Source organism: Polaromonas sp. P1_E3 (assembly GCF_056405935.1).
The window spans coordinates 97,819-112,463 of sequence record NZ_JBFUBD010000001.1 but is presented as its reverse complement, the minus strand read 5'-3'; the positions used below and the strand labels follow the sequence as shown (position 1 = coordinate 112,463).

16 protein-coding genes are annotated in these 14,645 nt (G+C 61.2%); 4 read left to right on the top strand and 12 right to left on the bottom strand.

Translation table 11 applies throughout. From position 1 onward, the window contains the following. The 10 genes from AC1D0Z_RS00555 to AC1D0Z_RS00510 form a co-directional block, all read right to left on the bottom strand. On the bottom strand, positions 1-219 hold a 219-nt coding region (locus AC1D0Z_RS00555), incomplete at its 3' end, for a GTP-binding protein (protein ID WP_477656291.1). A gap of 147 nt (positions 220-366) precedes the next feature. Beyond that, positions 367-2,469: an elongation factor G gene (gene fusA, locus AC1D0Z_RS00550; RefSeq protein WP_477656290.1), complete on the bottom strand. Its 2,103-nt coding sequence runs from the start codon at positions 2,467-2,469 to the stop codon at positions 367-369. 221 nt (positions 2,470-2,690) lie between these two features. Further along, positions 2,691-3,164, bottom strand: a complete 474-nt coding sequence (gene rpsG / locus AC1D0Z_RS00545) for a 30S ribosomal protein S7 (RefSeq protein ID WP_011481226.1) — start codon at positions 3,162-3,164, stop codon at positions 2,691-2,693. A 224-nt stretch (positions 3,165-3,388) separates the two neighbouring features. Then, positions 3,389-3,766, bottom strand: coding sequence for a 30S ribosomal protein S12 (gene rpsL, locus AC1D0Z_RS00540; protein ID WP_092130055.1), 378 nt, complete (start codon positions 3,764-3,766; stop codon positions 3,389-3,391). 372 nt (positions 3,767-4,138) lie between these two features. Then, the gene (locus AC1D0Z_RS00535) at positions 4,139-5,356 is read right to left on the bottom strand and encodes a D-alanyl-D-alanine carboxypeptidase family protein (protein WP_477656289.1); all 1,218 of its coding nucleotides are present in this window, start codon (positions 5,354-5,356) and stop codon (positions 4,139-4,141) included. Between the two features lie 62 nt (positions 5,357-5,418). Further along, on the bottom strand, positions 5,419-6,060 hold the full coding sequence (locus AC1D0Z_RS00530; RefSeq protein WP_477656288.1) for an alpha/beta hydrolase: 642 nt from the start codon (positions 6,058-6,060) through the stop codon (positions 5,419-5,421). A gap of 114 nt (positions 6,061-6,174) precedes the next feature. Then, positions 6,175-6,513 carry a (2Fe-2S) ferredoxin domain-containing protein gene (locus AC1D0Z_RS00525; RefSeq protein ID WP_477656287.1) on the bottom strand — a complete coding sequence of 113 codons (339 nt, stop codon included), beginning with the start codon at positions 6,511-6,513 and terminating at the stop codon, positions 6,175-6,177. A gap of 53 nt (positions 6,514-6,566) precedes the next feature. Next, positions 6,567-6,839 carry a DUF2798 domain-containing protein gene (locus AC1D0Z_RS00520; RefSeq protein ID WP_477656286.1) on the bottom strand — a complete coding sequence of 91 codons (273 nt, stop codon included), beginning with the start codon at positions 6,837-6,839 and terminating at the stop codon, positions 6,567-6,569. A 174-nt stretch (positions 6,840-7,013) separates the two neighbouring features. Continuing rightward, positions 7,014-8,060 (bottom strand): VanZ family protein, encoded by a 1,047-nt coding sequence (locus AC1D0Z_RS00515; RefSeq protein WP_477656285.1) that lies wholly within the window; start codon positions 8,058-8,060, stop codon positions 7,014-7,016. 194 nt (positions 8,061-8,254) lie between these two features. Next, entirely contained in the window at positions 8,255-8,683 is a 429-nt protein-coding gene (locus AC1D0Z_RS00510) for a CopD family protein (RefSeq protein WP_436155796.1), read from the bottom strand. 492 nt (positions 8,684-9,175) lie between these two features. On the opposite strand from AC1D0Z_RS00510, the gene hemB reads away from it, so the two are divergent. The 4 genes from hemB to AC1D0Z_RS00490 all read left to right on the top strand — a co-directional run bounded on the left by hemB (position 9,176) and on the right by AC1D0Z_RS00490 (position 12,813). Continuing rightward, complete coding sequence (hemB, locus tag AC1D0Z_RS00505) at positions 9,176-10,192, top strand: porphobilinogen synthase (RefSeq protein ID WP_477656284.1); 1,017 nt, start codon at positions 9,176-9,178, stop codon at positions 10,190-10,192. 107 nt (positions 10,193-10,299) lie between these two features. Beyond that, positions 10,300-11,415 carry a magnesium transporter CorA family protein gene (locus tag AC1D0Z_RS00500; RefSeq protein WP_477656283.1) on the top strand — a complete coding sequence of 372 codons (1,116 nt, stop codon included), beginning with the start codon at positions 10,300-10,302 and terminating at the stop codon, positions 11,413-11,415. Between the two features lie 48 nt (positions 11,416-11,463). After that, positions 11,464-12,222 (top strand): DUF72 domain-containing protein, encoded by a 759-nt coding sequence (locus AC1D0Z_RS00495; protein ID WP_477656282.1) that lies wholly within the window; start codon positions 11,464-11,466, stop codon positions 12,220-12,222. Positions 12,223-12,261: 39 nt separating this feature from the next. Beyond that, the gene (locus AC1D0Z_RS00490) at positions 12,262-12,813 is read left to right on the top strand and encodes a DUF1003 domain-containing protein (RefSeq protein ID WP_477656281.1); all 552 of its coding nucleotides are present in this window, start codon (positions 12,262-12,264) and stop codon (positions 12,811-12,813) included. A 25-nt stretch (positions 12,814-12,838) separates the two neighbouring features. Here the strand turns inward: AC1D0Z_RS00490 and AC1D0Z_RS00485 are convergent, their stop codons facing one another. After that, on the bottom strand, positions 12,839-13,501 hold the full coding sequence (locus tag AC1D0Z_RS00485) for a glutathione S-transferase family protein (RefSeq protein WP_477656280.1): 663 nt from the start codon (positions 13,499-13,501) through the stop codon (positions 12,839-12,841). A gap of 234 nt (positions 13,502-13,735) precedes the next feature. Then, the gene (locus tag AC1D0Z_RS00480; protein WP_477656296.1) at positions 13,736-14,593 is read right to left on the bottom strand and encodes an amidohydrolase; all 858 of its coding nucleotides are present in this window, start codon (positions 14,591-14,593) and stop codon (positions 13,736-13,738) included. Between the last annotated feature and the right edge of the window lie 52 nt (positions 14,594-14,645).

Genomic DNA, 14,645 nt, shown 5'->3' with positions numbered 1-14,645 from the left:
GGCCGTTTCGTACTCGACGTGGGCGGTGTTGATGGTGATGCCGCGGGCCTTTTCTTCGGGAGCCGCGTCAATCTGGTCGTAACCCTTGGCTTCGCCGCCGAACTTGGATGCCAGAACGGTCGTGATCGCCGCCGTCAGCGTCGTCTTGCCATGGTCCACGTGGCCAATCGTGCCGACGTTGACGTGCGGCTTGGTCCGCTCAAATTTGCCTTTTGCCATTTTTCTCTCCAGATAAAGAACATGCCCGTGTACGGTTTAACGTCTGCACTGTGTTGCTGATTCACTTCGCACGGGCACGAAGTGGCACACAATCGCAGACAAGGAAAAAAGCTGCCGATCCCACCCGGGACCGGCAGCGAACGTTACTTACTTGGCGCGCGAAGCCATGATGGCTTCCGACACGTTGCGCGGAGCTTCAGAGTAGTGCTTGAACTCCATGGAGTACGTTGCACGGCCCTGCGACATCGAACGCAGCGTCGTCGAATAACCGAACATTTCAGACAGCGGCACTTCTGCCTTGATGGCCTTGCCGCCACCGACCATGTCTTCCATGCCCTGCACCATGCCGCGGCGTGAGGACAGATCGCCCATCACGTTGCCGGCGTAGTCTTCAGGCGTCTCAACTTCCACAGCCATCATGGGCTCCAGAATCACGGGGCTGGCCTTGCGGCAGCCTTCCTTGAAACCGAAGATGGCAGCCATCTTGAACGCGAGTTCGTTCGAGTCCACATCGTGGTACGAACCGAAGTGCAGCGTGACCTTGACGTCAACCACCGGGTAACCGGCCAGCACGCCAGACGTGACGGCTTCGTTGATACCCTTTTCCACCGCGGGGATGTATTCGCGAGGAACCACGCCGCCCTTGATGGCGTCAACGAATTCGATGCCCTTGCCGGCTTCGTTAGGCTCAATCTTGAGCACAACGTGGCCGTACTGGCCCTTACCGCCGGACTGACGCACAAACTTGCCCTCAGCGTCTTCCACCGTCTTGCGGATGGTTTCGCGGTAAGCCACTTGCGGCTTGCCCACGTTGGCTTCCACGCCGAATTCGCGCTTCATGCGGTCAACAATAATTTCCAGATGCAGCTCGCCCATGCCGGCGATCAGGGTCTGGCCGGATTCTTCGTCGGTCTTGACGCGGAAAGACGGATCTTCCTGGGCCAGACGTTGCAGCGCGATACCCATTTTTTCCTGGTCGGCCTTGGTCTTGGGTTCCACGGCCTGGGTAATCACAGGCTCAGGGAACACCATGCGCTCAAGCATGACGATGGCATCCGGATCGCACAGGGTTTCGCCCGTGGTCACGTCTTTGAGGCCCACGCAGGCGGCGATGTCGCCGGCGCGGATTTCGCTGACTTCTTCACGGTTGTTGGCGTGCATCTGCACGATACGGCCGATACGCTCTTTCTTGCCCTTGATCGGGTTGTAAACGCTGTCGCCCYTTTTCAGGACGCCGGAGTAAACACGCACAAACGTCAGCTGGCCCACAAACGGGTCAGTCATCAGCTTGAATGCCAGCGCAGAGAACTTCTCTTCGTCGTCAGCCTTGCGGGTGACGGGCGCTYCATCTTCGTCCATGCCCTTGACGGGAGGAATGTCGATCGGCGACGGCATGAATTCAATCACGGCGTCCAGCATGCGCTGCACGCCCTTGTTCTTGAACGCGGAGCCGCAGTACATCGGCTGGATTTCGCTGGCGATGGTACGCGTGCGGATGCCCAGCTTGATTTCAGCTTCGGTCAAGTCACCTTCTTCGAGGTACTTGTTCATCAGTTCTTCGGACGACTCGGCAGCAGCCTCGACCATCTTCTCGCGCCATTCCTTGGCCAGCTCGACGAGCTCGGCGGGGATGTCGCTGTAGGTGAACTTCATGCCTTGCGAGGCTTCATCCCAGATGATGGCCTTCATTTTCAGCAGGTCAACCACGCCGGTGAAGCTTTCTTCAGCACCGATGGGGATCACCATGGGCACAGGACTGGCCTTCAGGCGCAGCTTCATCTGCTCGACGACCTTGAAGAAGTTCGCGCCGGTGCGGTCCATCTTGTTGACGAATGCGAGGCGGGGAACCTTGTATTTGTTGGCCTGGCGCCAGACGGTTTCCGACTGGGGCTGAACGCCACCCACGGCACAGTACACCATGCAGGCGCCGTCAAGCACGCGCATGGAACGCTCGACTTCGATGGTGAAGTCCACGTGGCCCGGGGTGTCGATGATGTTGATGCGGTGCTCAGGCAGGGACGTGTCCATGCCCTTCCAGAAGCAGGTGGTTGCAGCGGAAGTAATCGTGATACCGCGCTCCTGCTCTTGCTCCATCCAGTCCATGGTGGCCGCGCCGTCGTGAACTTCACCAATCTTGTGGTTCACGCCGGTGTAAAAAAGGATCCGCTCGGTGGTGGTGGTCTTGCCGGCATCAATGTGCGCGGAAATGMCGATGTTGCGGTATTGGGAAATGGGGGTAGCGCGGGACATAAATTACTTTCAGTTCGGGGTTACGAACAAAGACTCGTTGAAAGACTGCCCGGCACCGGGCATCCTTCATTTCTTCTACGCGTCTGCCGGCCAGGAGTGATGTTGTGCAAGACACCCGGCTGGCAGAAATTGGGGTTGAACCGTCAGCAATCAAGGTGCTCAGCACCTTGAAACCAACCAGCAACCCGTCAATTCAGCGCAGCAAATACTGCAATCGAAAATTAGAAGCGGAAGTGGCTGAACGCCTTGTTGGCTTCTGCCATGCGGTGAACTTCGTCACGCTTTTTCATGGCGCCGCCACGGCCTTCAGTCGCTTCCATCAGCTCATTGGCCAAACGGAGAGACATCGACTTCTCGCCACGCTTTTTGGCGGCTTCTTTCAACCAACGCATGGCCAAGGCCATACGGCGGACAGGACGCACTTCAACCGGCACCTGGTAGTTGGCGCCGCCGACACGGCGGGACTTCACTTCAACCATGGGCTTGATGTTGCCGATGGCCATATGGAAAGCCTCGAGCGGATCTTTGCCGGGGTTCTTTTTCTCGATAAAGTCGAGCGCGCCATAGATGATGCGCTCTGCAACGGCCTTTTTGCCGCCCTGCATGATCACGTTCATGAACTTGGCGAGATCAACATCGCCAAATTTTGGATCAGGAAGAATTTCACGTTTAGGGACTTCGCGACGACGTGGCATTTTTTCACCTCTTTGCTTCAGTTGGCATTGCTTTTGGCAACACCGCGAGAGTTATCAAAACCCTCACTTACTCGACCGGCGCAACTATTTGCACTTGGGTCACTTCGTTTCAGACACCTGCCAGGGCGAATGAAACACCTGTTTTGAAGAACTATCACAGACTTCCGTGACAACTTCTTCTGGCGCGAGCTCTCAATGAAGAGAAAAACCCGAGCCGGCTCGGCTTATTTGGCCTTTGGCTTTTTCGCACCGTACTTGGAGCGCGACTGCTTGCGGTCTTTCACGCCTTGCAAGTCGAGCGAACCACGGACGATGTGGTAACGCACACCGGGCAAGTCCTTGACACGACCGCCACGAACCAGCACCACGCTGTGTTCCTGCAGGTTGTGGCCTTCGCCGCCGATGTAGGAAATGATTTCAAAACCGTTGGTCAGGCGCACTTTGGCAACCTTACGCAGAGCGGAATTGGGCTTTTTAGGCGTCGTGGTGTACACACGGGTGCACACACCGCGGCGCTGCGGAGAATTTTCCATCGCAGGGCTCTTGGACTTGATCTTTTCGACCTCGCGCCCCTGACGGACTAACTGATTAATGGTTGGCATTGAAAACGTCCCTAAACGTCTGAAAACTGATTTACCGTGTTGATACGGCCACAAGTATTTCCCGCCACGAAAGCGGAAAAGCCTTCTAGTATAAACCGGATAGGGGAATCCCTCAAGCGGAACGCGCGGCCAGAACGCATTGAGAAGCTGACAACAGGTAATCTGGCGCCAAAAATCGGGATGTTAGTGCCCACTCCCATCAAACGGGATGGCGTCCAGGGGGCCTCTCATTACCGGAGAGTCACTTGAGGGGGTAGCTTCTGCACTCCCTGCCAAAGCGCGGGAGAAAAATAATCACCGCAAGCGCCTTACAAGCGATGACCGGCCGTAGCGGCGGGGAACRCAGCCTTAGCACCCACCGCGCGCTTCGTCTTATTTAATCCACAACCGGATGGCATCCCAGGCGCGTCCCAGGATGCCCGCCTCGCCTACCGCTTCCAGCGCCACCAGCGGCACTTCGGCCACCGGGGCGGGGTTGTCGCCCAGGGTGACCTTCAACGTGCCAACAGCCTGGCCCTTGGCAAACGGCGCCACCAGCGGGTCGGGCCGCGCCACCTGGGTTTTGACCTTGGCGGCACTGCCGGCCGCAACAGCCACCACGATGGCCTGCGGACGGCCCAGTTTCACGGTCGAGGAAGTGCCTTTCCATACCGACGGAGTGACTACGGCCTGGCCGGCGTCGAACAGCTTCACGGCTTCATAGGCCGTGTAGCCCCAATTCAGCAGTTTTTGTGATTCATTGGCGCGGGCACTATCACTCGCGGTACCCAGCACGATGGCCAGCAACCGGCGACCGCCCGGCGCACCGGCAGCACCCAGGTTGGGAAAGTCGCGCTTTGCCRTAGCGATCATGCAATAGCCGGCGGCGTCGGTATGGCCGGTTTTCAGGCCGTCCACGGTCGGGTCGCGGAACAGCAGGGTGTTGCGGTTGGTGTCGTTGGCTGCGGGYGTGCCGGGATAGCGGTATTTCTTGATGGCTGAATAGCCGATGTAGTCGGGAAAGTCCTGCATCAGCCGGGTCGACAGGATGCTCAGGTCACGCGCGGTGGTCGTGTGGCCGGGTTCGGTCAGGCCTTCGGGGTTCCGATAGGACGTGGACTTCATGCCCAGCGCCTTGGCCTGCTCATTCATGAGGCGGACAAAATTCTCGGCCGAGCCGCCCACGCCTTCGGCGAGCGCCATGGTGGCGTCATTGCCGGACTGCACCACCATCCCCTTGATCAGGTCTTCCACGGGCACCTGCATCTTTGGGTCGATGAACATGCGCGAGCCAGGCATCTTCCAGGCACGCTCACTGACGGGGAAGGTCTGCTTCAGGTCAATCTTTTTGGATTTGAGCGCATCGAACACCAGGTATTCGGTCATCAGCTTGGTCAGCGATGCGGGCTCAATCGGCGAATCGATGTCCTTGGCGGCCAGTATCTGGTTGGCGGTGACATCCAGCAGCAAATAGGAGCGCGCGGCGATTTCGGGGGCTTGCGGCACCTGGGCATGCACCACGGGCAGCGCCGCGGAGAAAGCCAGGAACACGGTGGCGGCAAAAGCGCGCAGGCCGGGGGCGGCGCGGAGGGCCTTGAGTGAAGCTTGCATCAGTAGGGGTTCAGTGAAATTCGGTGAAGGGGTAAGGGTCAGGGAGCGCCTGGCAAACAGCATCAGGCGGAGGGCGAAGACAGGTGGCGAACCACGAGGTTTTTCAGCAGGGGCAATTGTCCATGAAAGAAGTGGCTCCCTCCGGGCACAACGGTAACAGGCAGTGCCTGGGGCCGGGCCCAGTCCAGCACGGCAGACAACAGCACGGTGTCGTCCTGCTCGCCGTGCACAACCAGCGTTTTCAGGTGGGCGGCTTCGGCAATCGGCGCAGCCGGCGCGCGGCTCACGCTGGTGCCGACCAGCACCAGTTTTTCAATGTCGCGGGCTGCGCTGAGGCGTTCAAAAGCGTGGGTGGTGACAAAAGCGCCGAATGAGAATCCAGCCAGCGCCAGCACCTGGCCCCCCCTGGCCGGCGCCGCATGCTCCACCACGGCCAGCAGGTCTTCGAGCTCGCCCCGGCCTTCGTCATGGCTGCCGGCGCTGCCACCCACGCCGCGGAAGTTGAAGCGGACTGCGGTCCACCCGCATTGCACAAAGGCCCGGGCCAGTGTCTGCACCACCTTGTTGTCCATGGTGCCTGCAAACAACGGGTGCGGATGTGCAATGACCGCCACGCCGCGCGAGTCGCCGGCAGGAAGGTCTACGGCGATTTCAAGCGCGCCGGCTGGGCCTTCGATGATTGATTTGCGGGTCTGCGAATTCACGGTGATGGATTCCATTCAAACAGGTTGCTATCAAATAAGGAGCTGCTTGCGCCCGTCCCTATTGGGCCGAAAGGCCAAAAGATGCGAATTTCGGAAATGGCGGCCGCCCCCGGCCTAGCGCCCGACATGCGCGGGCACAAGCAGGCGCTCGACGACTTTGCCGTTTTTCAGGTGCGATTCGACAATTTCATCAATGTCGCTGGCGTCGATGTAGGTGTACCAGACCGCCTCGGGATAGACCACGGCCACCGGACCGCCGGCGCAGCGGTCCAGGCAGCCAGCCTTGTTGACCCGGACCTTGCCCGGCCCGGCCAGCCCCGCGGCTTTCACCTGGGATTTGCAGCGGTCAAAGCCTTCCTGTGCGCGGTGATCAGCGCAGCAGTCTTCGCCGTTGGCGCGCTGGTTCAGGCAAAAGAAGACATGGCGTTCGTAGTAGGAATTTTGTTCAGACATGGTGTGACTTTAGTGGATGTGTACCGGATAAGGTTCCCGCATTACCCCGGGGATCAAGGTGCCTCAACGACCAGCGCCGTGGCTTTTTTCACCAGAGGAAGCACCAGTAGCAGCACCGGGAATGCAACGACCCAGGACAGCGCCCATGCGCCCAGCCAGATGCGCAGGACCCCGGGCGCGACGCCGACGCCCTTGAGCGTGCTGATGATGGACACGATGCAGGTCATCAACACGGAAAGCAGCAGGGGTGTGACCCAGCGCGCGCTGCGGGCGGGGAGTTTTGTCAAACCGAAAAGGGTGCGCGATGAAGATTTCGAAGAGTTCATAAAAAGTCCGTAAGCCGTCCAGTCAAGGCGCCTTTCCGGCAGCCGATGGCATGCCGGAAACACAACCCCGGCATGGCCGGCGGTAGTAGGCGCGTTGATTGACGTAAACGCTTACGGCAACTCTTTCAGAGAGATCGCCCGGTGATATTAGCAGAGGCAAATCACCGGCAGACATCAGGGCCGCGGTTCGCGCCCTGAGAGCCGCACCAGCACATACAGCAAAGCTGCATACGGCCACAGCCAGCCCAGCCACTGCACCAGGCCGTGAAAGCGGATGAAACGGCCCTGCTCCCAGGTTTGCAGGGTTTGGGCGAAGTACGGGTCAGCAGGCGCCTGGTTGAGCAGCCCCAGATGGATGGTCAACGCCAGCAACGCCAGCGCTGCCGCCGCCCGGCGCGGCACAGGCAGCAGCAGCGCCGCCAGCACAACGGCAAATCCAATGCCGACCTGCACCGGCAGGTCCAGCCAGGCCCAGGCGTGGTCCGGGCCGTAGCTCAACGCGGCCGACAGCGCCGAGGCGGCAATGCCCACCGCAACGAGGGCCGCCGAAAAAGCTGCGCGCTGCCACAGCGTGCGGATCACGCAATAACCAAGCAGGCACGGAATCAAGGCGCCCAATGCCACGCACAGCAGTTCGGCAATCGGCACCAGCGGTTGCAGCTCCATGTCGCGCACCGGCATCCATTCGAGAAATGGCGTGTCGGCCAGCACCTCCGCCAGCGCAGCCTCCAGCCGCTCAAACACCTGTCCCAGCCCCAGGGGTACGGAGGCGGGAAACAGCAGCGCGGGCGGCCAGAGCATCAACAACACCAGCGCCCCCCGGGCATCCTGTGCAAACCAGCGCGTCCGAAAGCGCCCCCAGCGGTCAACAATGCCGGTTTTTTCCAGTGCCCATGCACAGCATGCCCCCAGCCAGGCGCCCGTGATATTGAGTGCCAGGTCGACATTGGAGGGAATGCGCGAAGGCAGGTAGCTCTGCAGCGTTTCCATGGCCAGCGAGAGCAGCGCACTGACCAGTACGGCTACCGTCACGGCCCACGAAATGCGCCGGCTGCGCAATGCCGACAACGCCAGCAGGAAGCCCAGCGGCGCGTAGCCCAGCAGGTTGGCGCCCACGTCAAAACCCGTCCAGTACTGCGGCAGGGGAGCCGCCAGAAACCTCAGGGGTGAAATGCCCTGGTCGCGCCAGTCCGCAAATGGATACAGGCTTGCGTAGACCACCAGGCAAATGGTTGCGAGGGCCAGGGGCCAGGCCGCTGTTCTGTGTACACCCCCGCCGTTCTCACTTCGCTGCGCTTCGTGTAGTTCCTCCCCCCCTTGCAGGGGGCGACGCGAGGCGCCCGGCGAAGCCGGTTCGCCCGCATCTGCTGGGTTGGGAGGGGGCGTCTTTTTCACTGTGATGCCCTGCTTGCGACTTAAAAGGGCTTGACCACTACCAGGATGACCGCGGCCAACAGCAGCAGCACCGGCACCTCGTTAAACCAGCGAAACCATTTATGGCTGCGGGTGTTGCGGTTGGCGACGAACTTCGCCAACAGGCGGCCACAAGCATGGTGGTAACCGATCACCAGCACCACGACGGCCAGCTTGGCGTGCATCCAGCCGTTGCCCGGCCCCCGGCCTATGCCGTAACCCAGGTACAGCCACAGACCAAAAACCAACGCGGGCACGGCCAGGATGGTCGTGAAACGCATCAGCTTGCGCGCCATCAGGATGAGCCGCTCACGCTCAGCCACGCTTTCAGGCGGCACCATCGCCAGGTTCACAAAAATGCGCGGCAAATAAAAGAGCCCGGCAAACCAGCTGGCGATGAAAACAATATGAAGTGATTTGACCCAGAGCATTCCGCTAAGTCTAATCGCCCAAGTGAACCAAGCCTGCTTTGACAAAAGCCGATCGGGGTCTTGCAAGCAGGGGCCGCGGAACCGGCTTTGCCGGGCCGCAGGCGCAGCGGCCCCCTCGGGGGGCAGGGAGCTACACGCAGTGAGCGACCGTGGGGGCCATATCTGCCGGGCAAAAAAATGCCCGGGGCATAAGCCACCGGGCTGTGTAAGCCTTTTTGCTGTCACACGCAAAGGCCCCGCTCAGGGAGGAAAAGCGGGATGTAGCTGCCAAATTGGTAACTACACGTAGCAATTCTAACCACCCCCGCTTCCCATTGGCAACGATTTTATAAGTTACCTAAGTAATTCCGTGTAAAGCTTCACGGCCTTTGTTCACGGCGTTTGATATCGCGCGCCAGGGCGATGCAGCCATGGAGATAGCGTGGATGTGAAGCGCAGAAAGCGCCAGGCAAATACTTTCGGGCCCTCATCAACCTTTGGCACAATTTGCGCATGACACAGCATGCTTCCCACTTCGCGCCCTTTCCCGCCGGCCGCCCAAGGCGCCTGCGCCGCGACACCTTCACCCGCAACCTTGTCCGTGAGCATGCACTTACCTCGCACGACTTGATTTACCCCGTGTTTGTGGTGGACGGCCAGCAGCAGCGCCAGCCGGTGGCCTCCATGCCGGGGGTCGAAAGGCTAAGCCTGGATCTTTTGCTGCCGGTGGCGGAGGAATGCGTGAAGCTCGGCATCCCGGTGATGGCGCTGTTCCCGGTCGTGGATGCTTCGCTCAAGACCTATGACGGGGTTGAAGCCACCAACCCCGGCGGGCTGATCCCGCGCGTGGTGCGYGAACTGAAGAAACAGTTCCCCGGCCTGGGCGTGATGACCGACGTCGCGCTGGACCCTTTCACCACACATGGCCAGGACGGCCTGCCGGATGAAAACGGTTACATCCTCAATGAAGAGACGGTGGCCATGCTGGTGCGCCAAGCCCTTTGCCAGGCCGAGGCCGGTGTGGACATGGTCGCGCCCAGCGACATGATGGATGGCCGTATTGGCGCCATCCGCCAGGCGCTCGAGGCCAAAAAGCTGATCCACACCCGCATCATGGCCTACAGCGCCAAGTACGCGAGCGCGTTCTACGGCCCGTTCCGCGACGCGGTCGGCTCGGCCAGCAACCTGGGCAAGGCCGACAAAAAGGCCTACCAGATGGACCCGGGCAACAGCGACGAGGCGCTGCGCGAAGTCGCCATGGACATCGCCGAAGGCGCCGACATGGTGATGGTCAAACCCGGCATGCCCTATCTGGATGTGGTGCGCCGCGTGAAAGACGAATTTGGCGTGCCCACCTTTGCCTACCAGGTCAGCGGCGAATACGCCATGATCAAGGCGGCGGCGCAAAACGGCTGGCTGGACCATGACGCCGTCATGATGGAAAGCCTGCTGGCGTTCAAGCGCGCGGGCGCAGATGGCGTGCTGACCTACTTCGCCATCGACGCCGCCCGCAAGCTGCGGCAGGCCTGAGCACACAGGGCCGCACACCGCTTGCTATTAAAACCATAGCTGCTTGCGCACGTCCTGCTTGGCCAGAATGCCGATTTGATACATAAAACAGGGATAAAAGGGCTCTCATGCGCGTTTTCAGCATCGCTTCCGGCGCCCAGGGCATTACCGAGACGGACGCCCTGCCGGCCCAGTTGCCGGCGCAGGGTTTTGTCTGGATCGCCTGCGCCCGCCGCGAGTTCGAGGTCATGCAGGCGCAGATCCAGGCCGCGCTGCAGACACTCTGCGGCACCCAGCTGGTGGACCTGCATGTGGCCGACCTGCTGAACAACCAGCTTCCCTCGCATTACGACTACACCTCGCAGTACGACATCCTGGTATTTCGCCGCCTCGCGGCCGGGCAAACCGAAACCGACCTCAGCCAGCCCGGTGAACCGCTGCATGAACGCATGAAACGCAGCGGCCCACCGGTCCTCAAGCGCATCGACACCAGCCCGGTCGGCTTTGCCGTGTTTGACAGGGTATTGCTGACGGTGCACCCCGCCGACTGCGCCGTGCGCGATGCCTATGCGGTGCGGCTGCTCAATGCCACCACGGCCGAGTCCCGCTCCAGCGGCGTCAAGCTGCCCACGAGCCCCGCCGACCTGATGCTGCGCGTCGTCAACCAGATGGTGGACGGCTACCTGGAACTGCGGCGCGAACTCACGCGCCAGCTTGACCACTGGCAGTCCGAGCTGCTGCGGCCCGGCACACGCTTTACCAACTGGAGCTCGGTGCTCGATGCGCGGCTGGCGATGCACCACCTCGATGAGATCTGCGAAGACCAGCGCGCCGCGCTGCAGGACTGGATTGACTCGATTGAAACCTGGCCCGAAGGCGGCACGCCCGCTGCCGTGCGCGAGCGCGAGCTGCTCAAGATCCGCTCACGCGATGTGCTCGAGCACATCGAGCGCGTGGTGCATCATGTGCGCCGTATGGAGCAAAGCGCCGAGACCGCGGTGCAGATGCATTTTTCGGCGCAGAGCAACCGCACCAACGACATCATGGGCACGCTGACGGCGCTTACCGCCATCTTCCTGCCGCTGAATTTGATCACCGGGTTCTTCGGCATGAATTTCGAATTCATGCCTTTTCTTCATGCCTCCACCGGCTTCTGGTGGACCTTCGGGTTCATGGTCCTGATCGTCGTCGTGGTCGCCACGGTCTTCTGGCGCAAGCAATACCTGGCCAGGACGCGCCGCTGACGCGTTCACCGCAAAGGTTCCACCAACCCACTGCCGCGACCCGCCGCCATGCAGCCTGAAACCCGGCCCCACCATCCCAACGGCATCAAGGTCGGCTGCGCAGGCTGGAGCCTGCCGCGTGACACCTGGCCGGAGTTCCCGCCGCAAGGCAGCCACCTTGAGCGCTATGCCGCCCGCTTCAATGCGGTCGAGATCAACTCCTCCTTTTACCGCCCGCACCAGCCAGCCACCTACGCGCGCTGGGCAAACAGCGTGCCGGCACATTTCCGCTTTTCCGTCAAGCTGCCCAAAGTCATCACGCATGAACAACGCCTGCGCCACTGTGATGCCCTGCTGGATACTTTCCTGGCACAGGCGGGCAACCTCGGCGACAAACTCGGTTGCCTGCTGGTGCAGCTGCCGCCCAGCCTGGCTTTTGATCCAGCAACGGCCACGAGCTTCCTCACCGCACTGCGGCAACGCCATGCCGGCGGCGTTGCGCTGGAGCCGCGCCATGCCAGCTGGTTCACGGCGGCGGCCGACGGCCTGCTCAAGGCGATGAAGGCGGCCCGCGTCCTGGCCGACCCGATTTTGTTTGACGCAGCCGGGCAGCCCGGCGGCCACCCTGGCCTGCTCTATGTGCGGCTGCATGGTTCGCCGAAGATGTATTACTCGGCCTACGCGCCCGACGTGCTGGATGCGCTTGCCGTCCGGCTTGCGCTTGCGGCGGCGTCTGACGCTTCCGTCTGGTGCATCTTTGACAATACAGCCAGCGGCGCCGCAGTGCCCGATGCGCTGCACCTCGCGCGGAATCTGGCACGAAGCTGATCGGCAGGAGCGGGTAGCAGCGCCCAGAAAAGGATGTCCATGAGCAAACAAGCAGGCAAGAAGGCGTTGAACGGCCATATCACCTGCGCCGATGATCTGACGCGCGAAAACGTCAAAGCCATGCGGCGCGTGGAAGAAACGGCACTGGCCAACCGCAGCCGGGCTGACCGCATCGCCGCGTTTGTCGCTGGCTTTTGCGGCTCCATGCCTTTTGTCTGGATGCACGTGGCGGCGTTTGCGTTCTGGATCAGCTTCAACTCGTGGCCGGGACTGGCGCATTTCGACCCCTACCCCTTCACCTTCCTCACATTGATGGTGTCGCTGGAAGCCATCTTCCTCTCGTCTTTTATCCTGATCAGCCAGAACTATGAATTGCGCATCAGCGACAGGCGTAACCAGCTGGACCTGCAGATCAATCTGCTGACCGAGCAGGAAAACACCAAGATGCTCCAGATCCTGGAGCGCATCGCCAAAAAGGTGGGCGCCAATATTGAAGGCGACCCGGACATTCCTGTCCTGAAGCAGGACACCGATCCCGAAAAACTGGTCGCCCAGATCGAGCAGGCGCAGCGCGAAAATCCGGCGCCCTGAGCCTCGAACGACGCCAACGCCGTGCTCAGACCCAGGGCTGCGCGAGGCCCTCGTCCCTGAATGCCCGGATCACCGCAGGACGCGCCAGCGCGCGCTGCAGGTAGGGGCCAAGGTGGGGACGGTTGCGCGCCGGCGACGACGCAAAGTTGCGCGTCCAGCGGCACAGCGTCAGCGCATAGATATCTACCGCCGAATACGCCGCACCCAACAGCCAGGGCTGGCCATGGATTTTCTCCAGCCTTGCCAGCTCCGCGTCCAGCTGGTCCAGCATCAGGCCGACCTTGGCTTCAGCGTGAGACTTCAATTCGGCTACCCCGGCTTCGTTGCCGGGATTCATCCAGCGGTCGGTGTAGAAATAAATGATCAGCGCCGACTGCATGGTGTTGGTCAGCCAGATCAGCCATTTGTAGAAATGCGCGCGCTCGGTGCTGCCGACTGCGGGAGCCAAGCCGGCGTCAGGATGCATGTCGCATAGATGCAAACAGATCGCCGCGGTTTCGTACAGCACAAGGTCGCCATCGACCAGCGTAGGGATCAGGCCATTGGGGTTGAGTTTGCGGTAAGCCTCGGATCGATGCGCACCTGTGCTGGTGTCGACAAGGACTTTTTCAAACGGCACACCCAGTTCCTGCAGCAGGATGTGGGGCGCCATGGCGGCAGAACTGGGGGAAAAATGGAGCTTGATCATCGTTGCCCCCACGCTTCCCCACTTCGTGTGGGTCGCGAGGCCTTGCAGGCCGCGACTCGCGAGACGCTTCGCCTCTGTCGCCCGTCCAAGCCTGCGCAGGCAGGCTTGGAGCCGCGRGCTCCAGCCCCTCGGGGGCAGCCCGCCTGCGGTTTGGCAAAGCCAGTCCCGCGGCTCATGCTGGCTTGAAGATTCTCGTCATTTTTCATATCGATTCCGGTCCCTTTTGGTGGGTAGTTATTTTTCGGCGATGCCGTAGATCCCAGCAGCGTTATTCCAAGCGATTTTTCGCGCAACATCAGCGGGCAGGTCGCCCAGCCAGGAGCGGTAACCTTTCATGAGCTCGTCGTAATAGAGCCAGCGCTGGTTGACCCAGGTGTCGGAGCCGACCATGAAGCGGCCGGGATATTTAAGCAGCAGCGCGCGCCACTCAGGGCACAACTTGCCGCCTTCGCACGTCAGTCCCGGGCGGTAGGACAGCTCACCCATGAGCTGGGGATATTTTCCCAGCAGCGCATCGACGCGTGCCACGGGCGCGCCGCCTATGCCGGTGTGTGCCCAGATGAGGCGCGCGTCCGCAGCATGGGCCATCAGCAAATCGATCGCCGTGTCGTCCACATGGGCGAGCACCGCGAGTTTGTTCTTCGCCGCAAACTGCATCAGCTTGCGCGCCACCGGGCCGTTGGCATTGGCACTGTCGTAAAGATGAAATTCGCCGATGCCCTTGTACGGCCCGGCCTGGTCGCCTGCGACACCGCGGGCAAACTCGGCCTGCACCATCTCATAAATTGTCTCGTCGCGAAACCAGTTGTCGTAGTCGGCGCGGTTGCGGTACAGGCGAATAAAAGGCACGACGGTGACGCCGGCCTGCCGCGTTTCAGGCATGGCGGCCAGCGACTTCGTGCCGTCGTTGGGCCGCGAGTTGGCCACGATGGCCTTCACGCCGTTGCGCTTCATGCGCGCAAGAACATCCGCTGGCGAGTGGGGACCACTGTTGCCGTTCCAGGCTTCTTCGTTGTAGTGCAGGTGCGTATCAAACAGCGGGCCGGCGTAGTCAGCCGCCCTGGCCGTCGCCGAAAACGCTATTAAAACAATAGCTGCTTGCGCACATCTGCAAAGGGCTGCAGCCCAAAAAGGCGATGAGCCA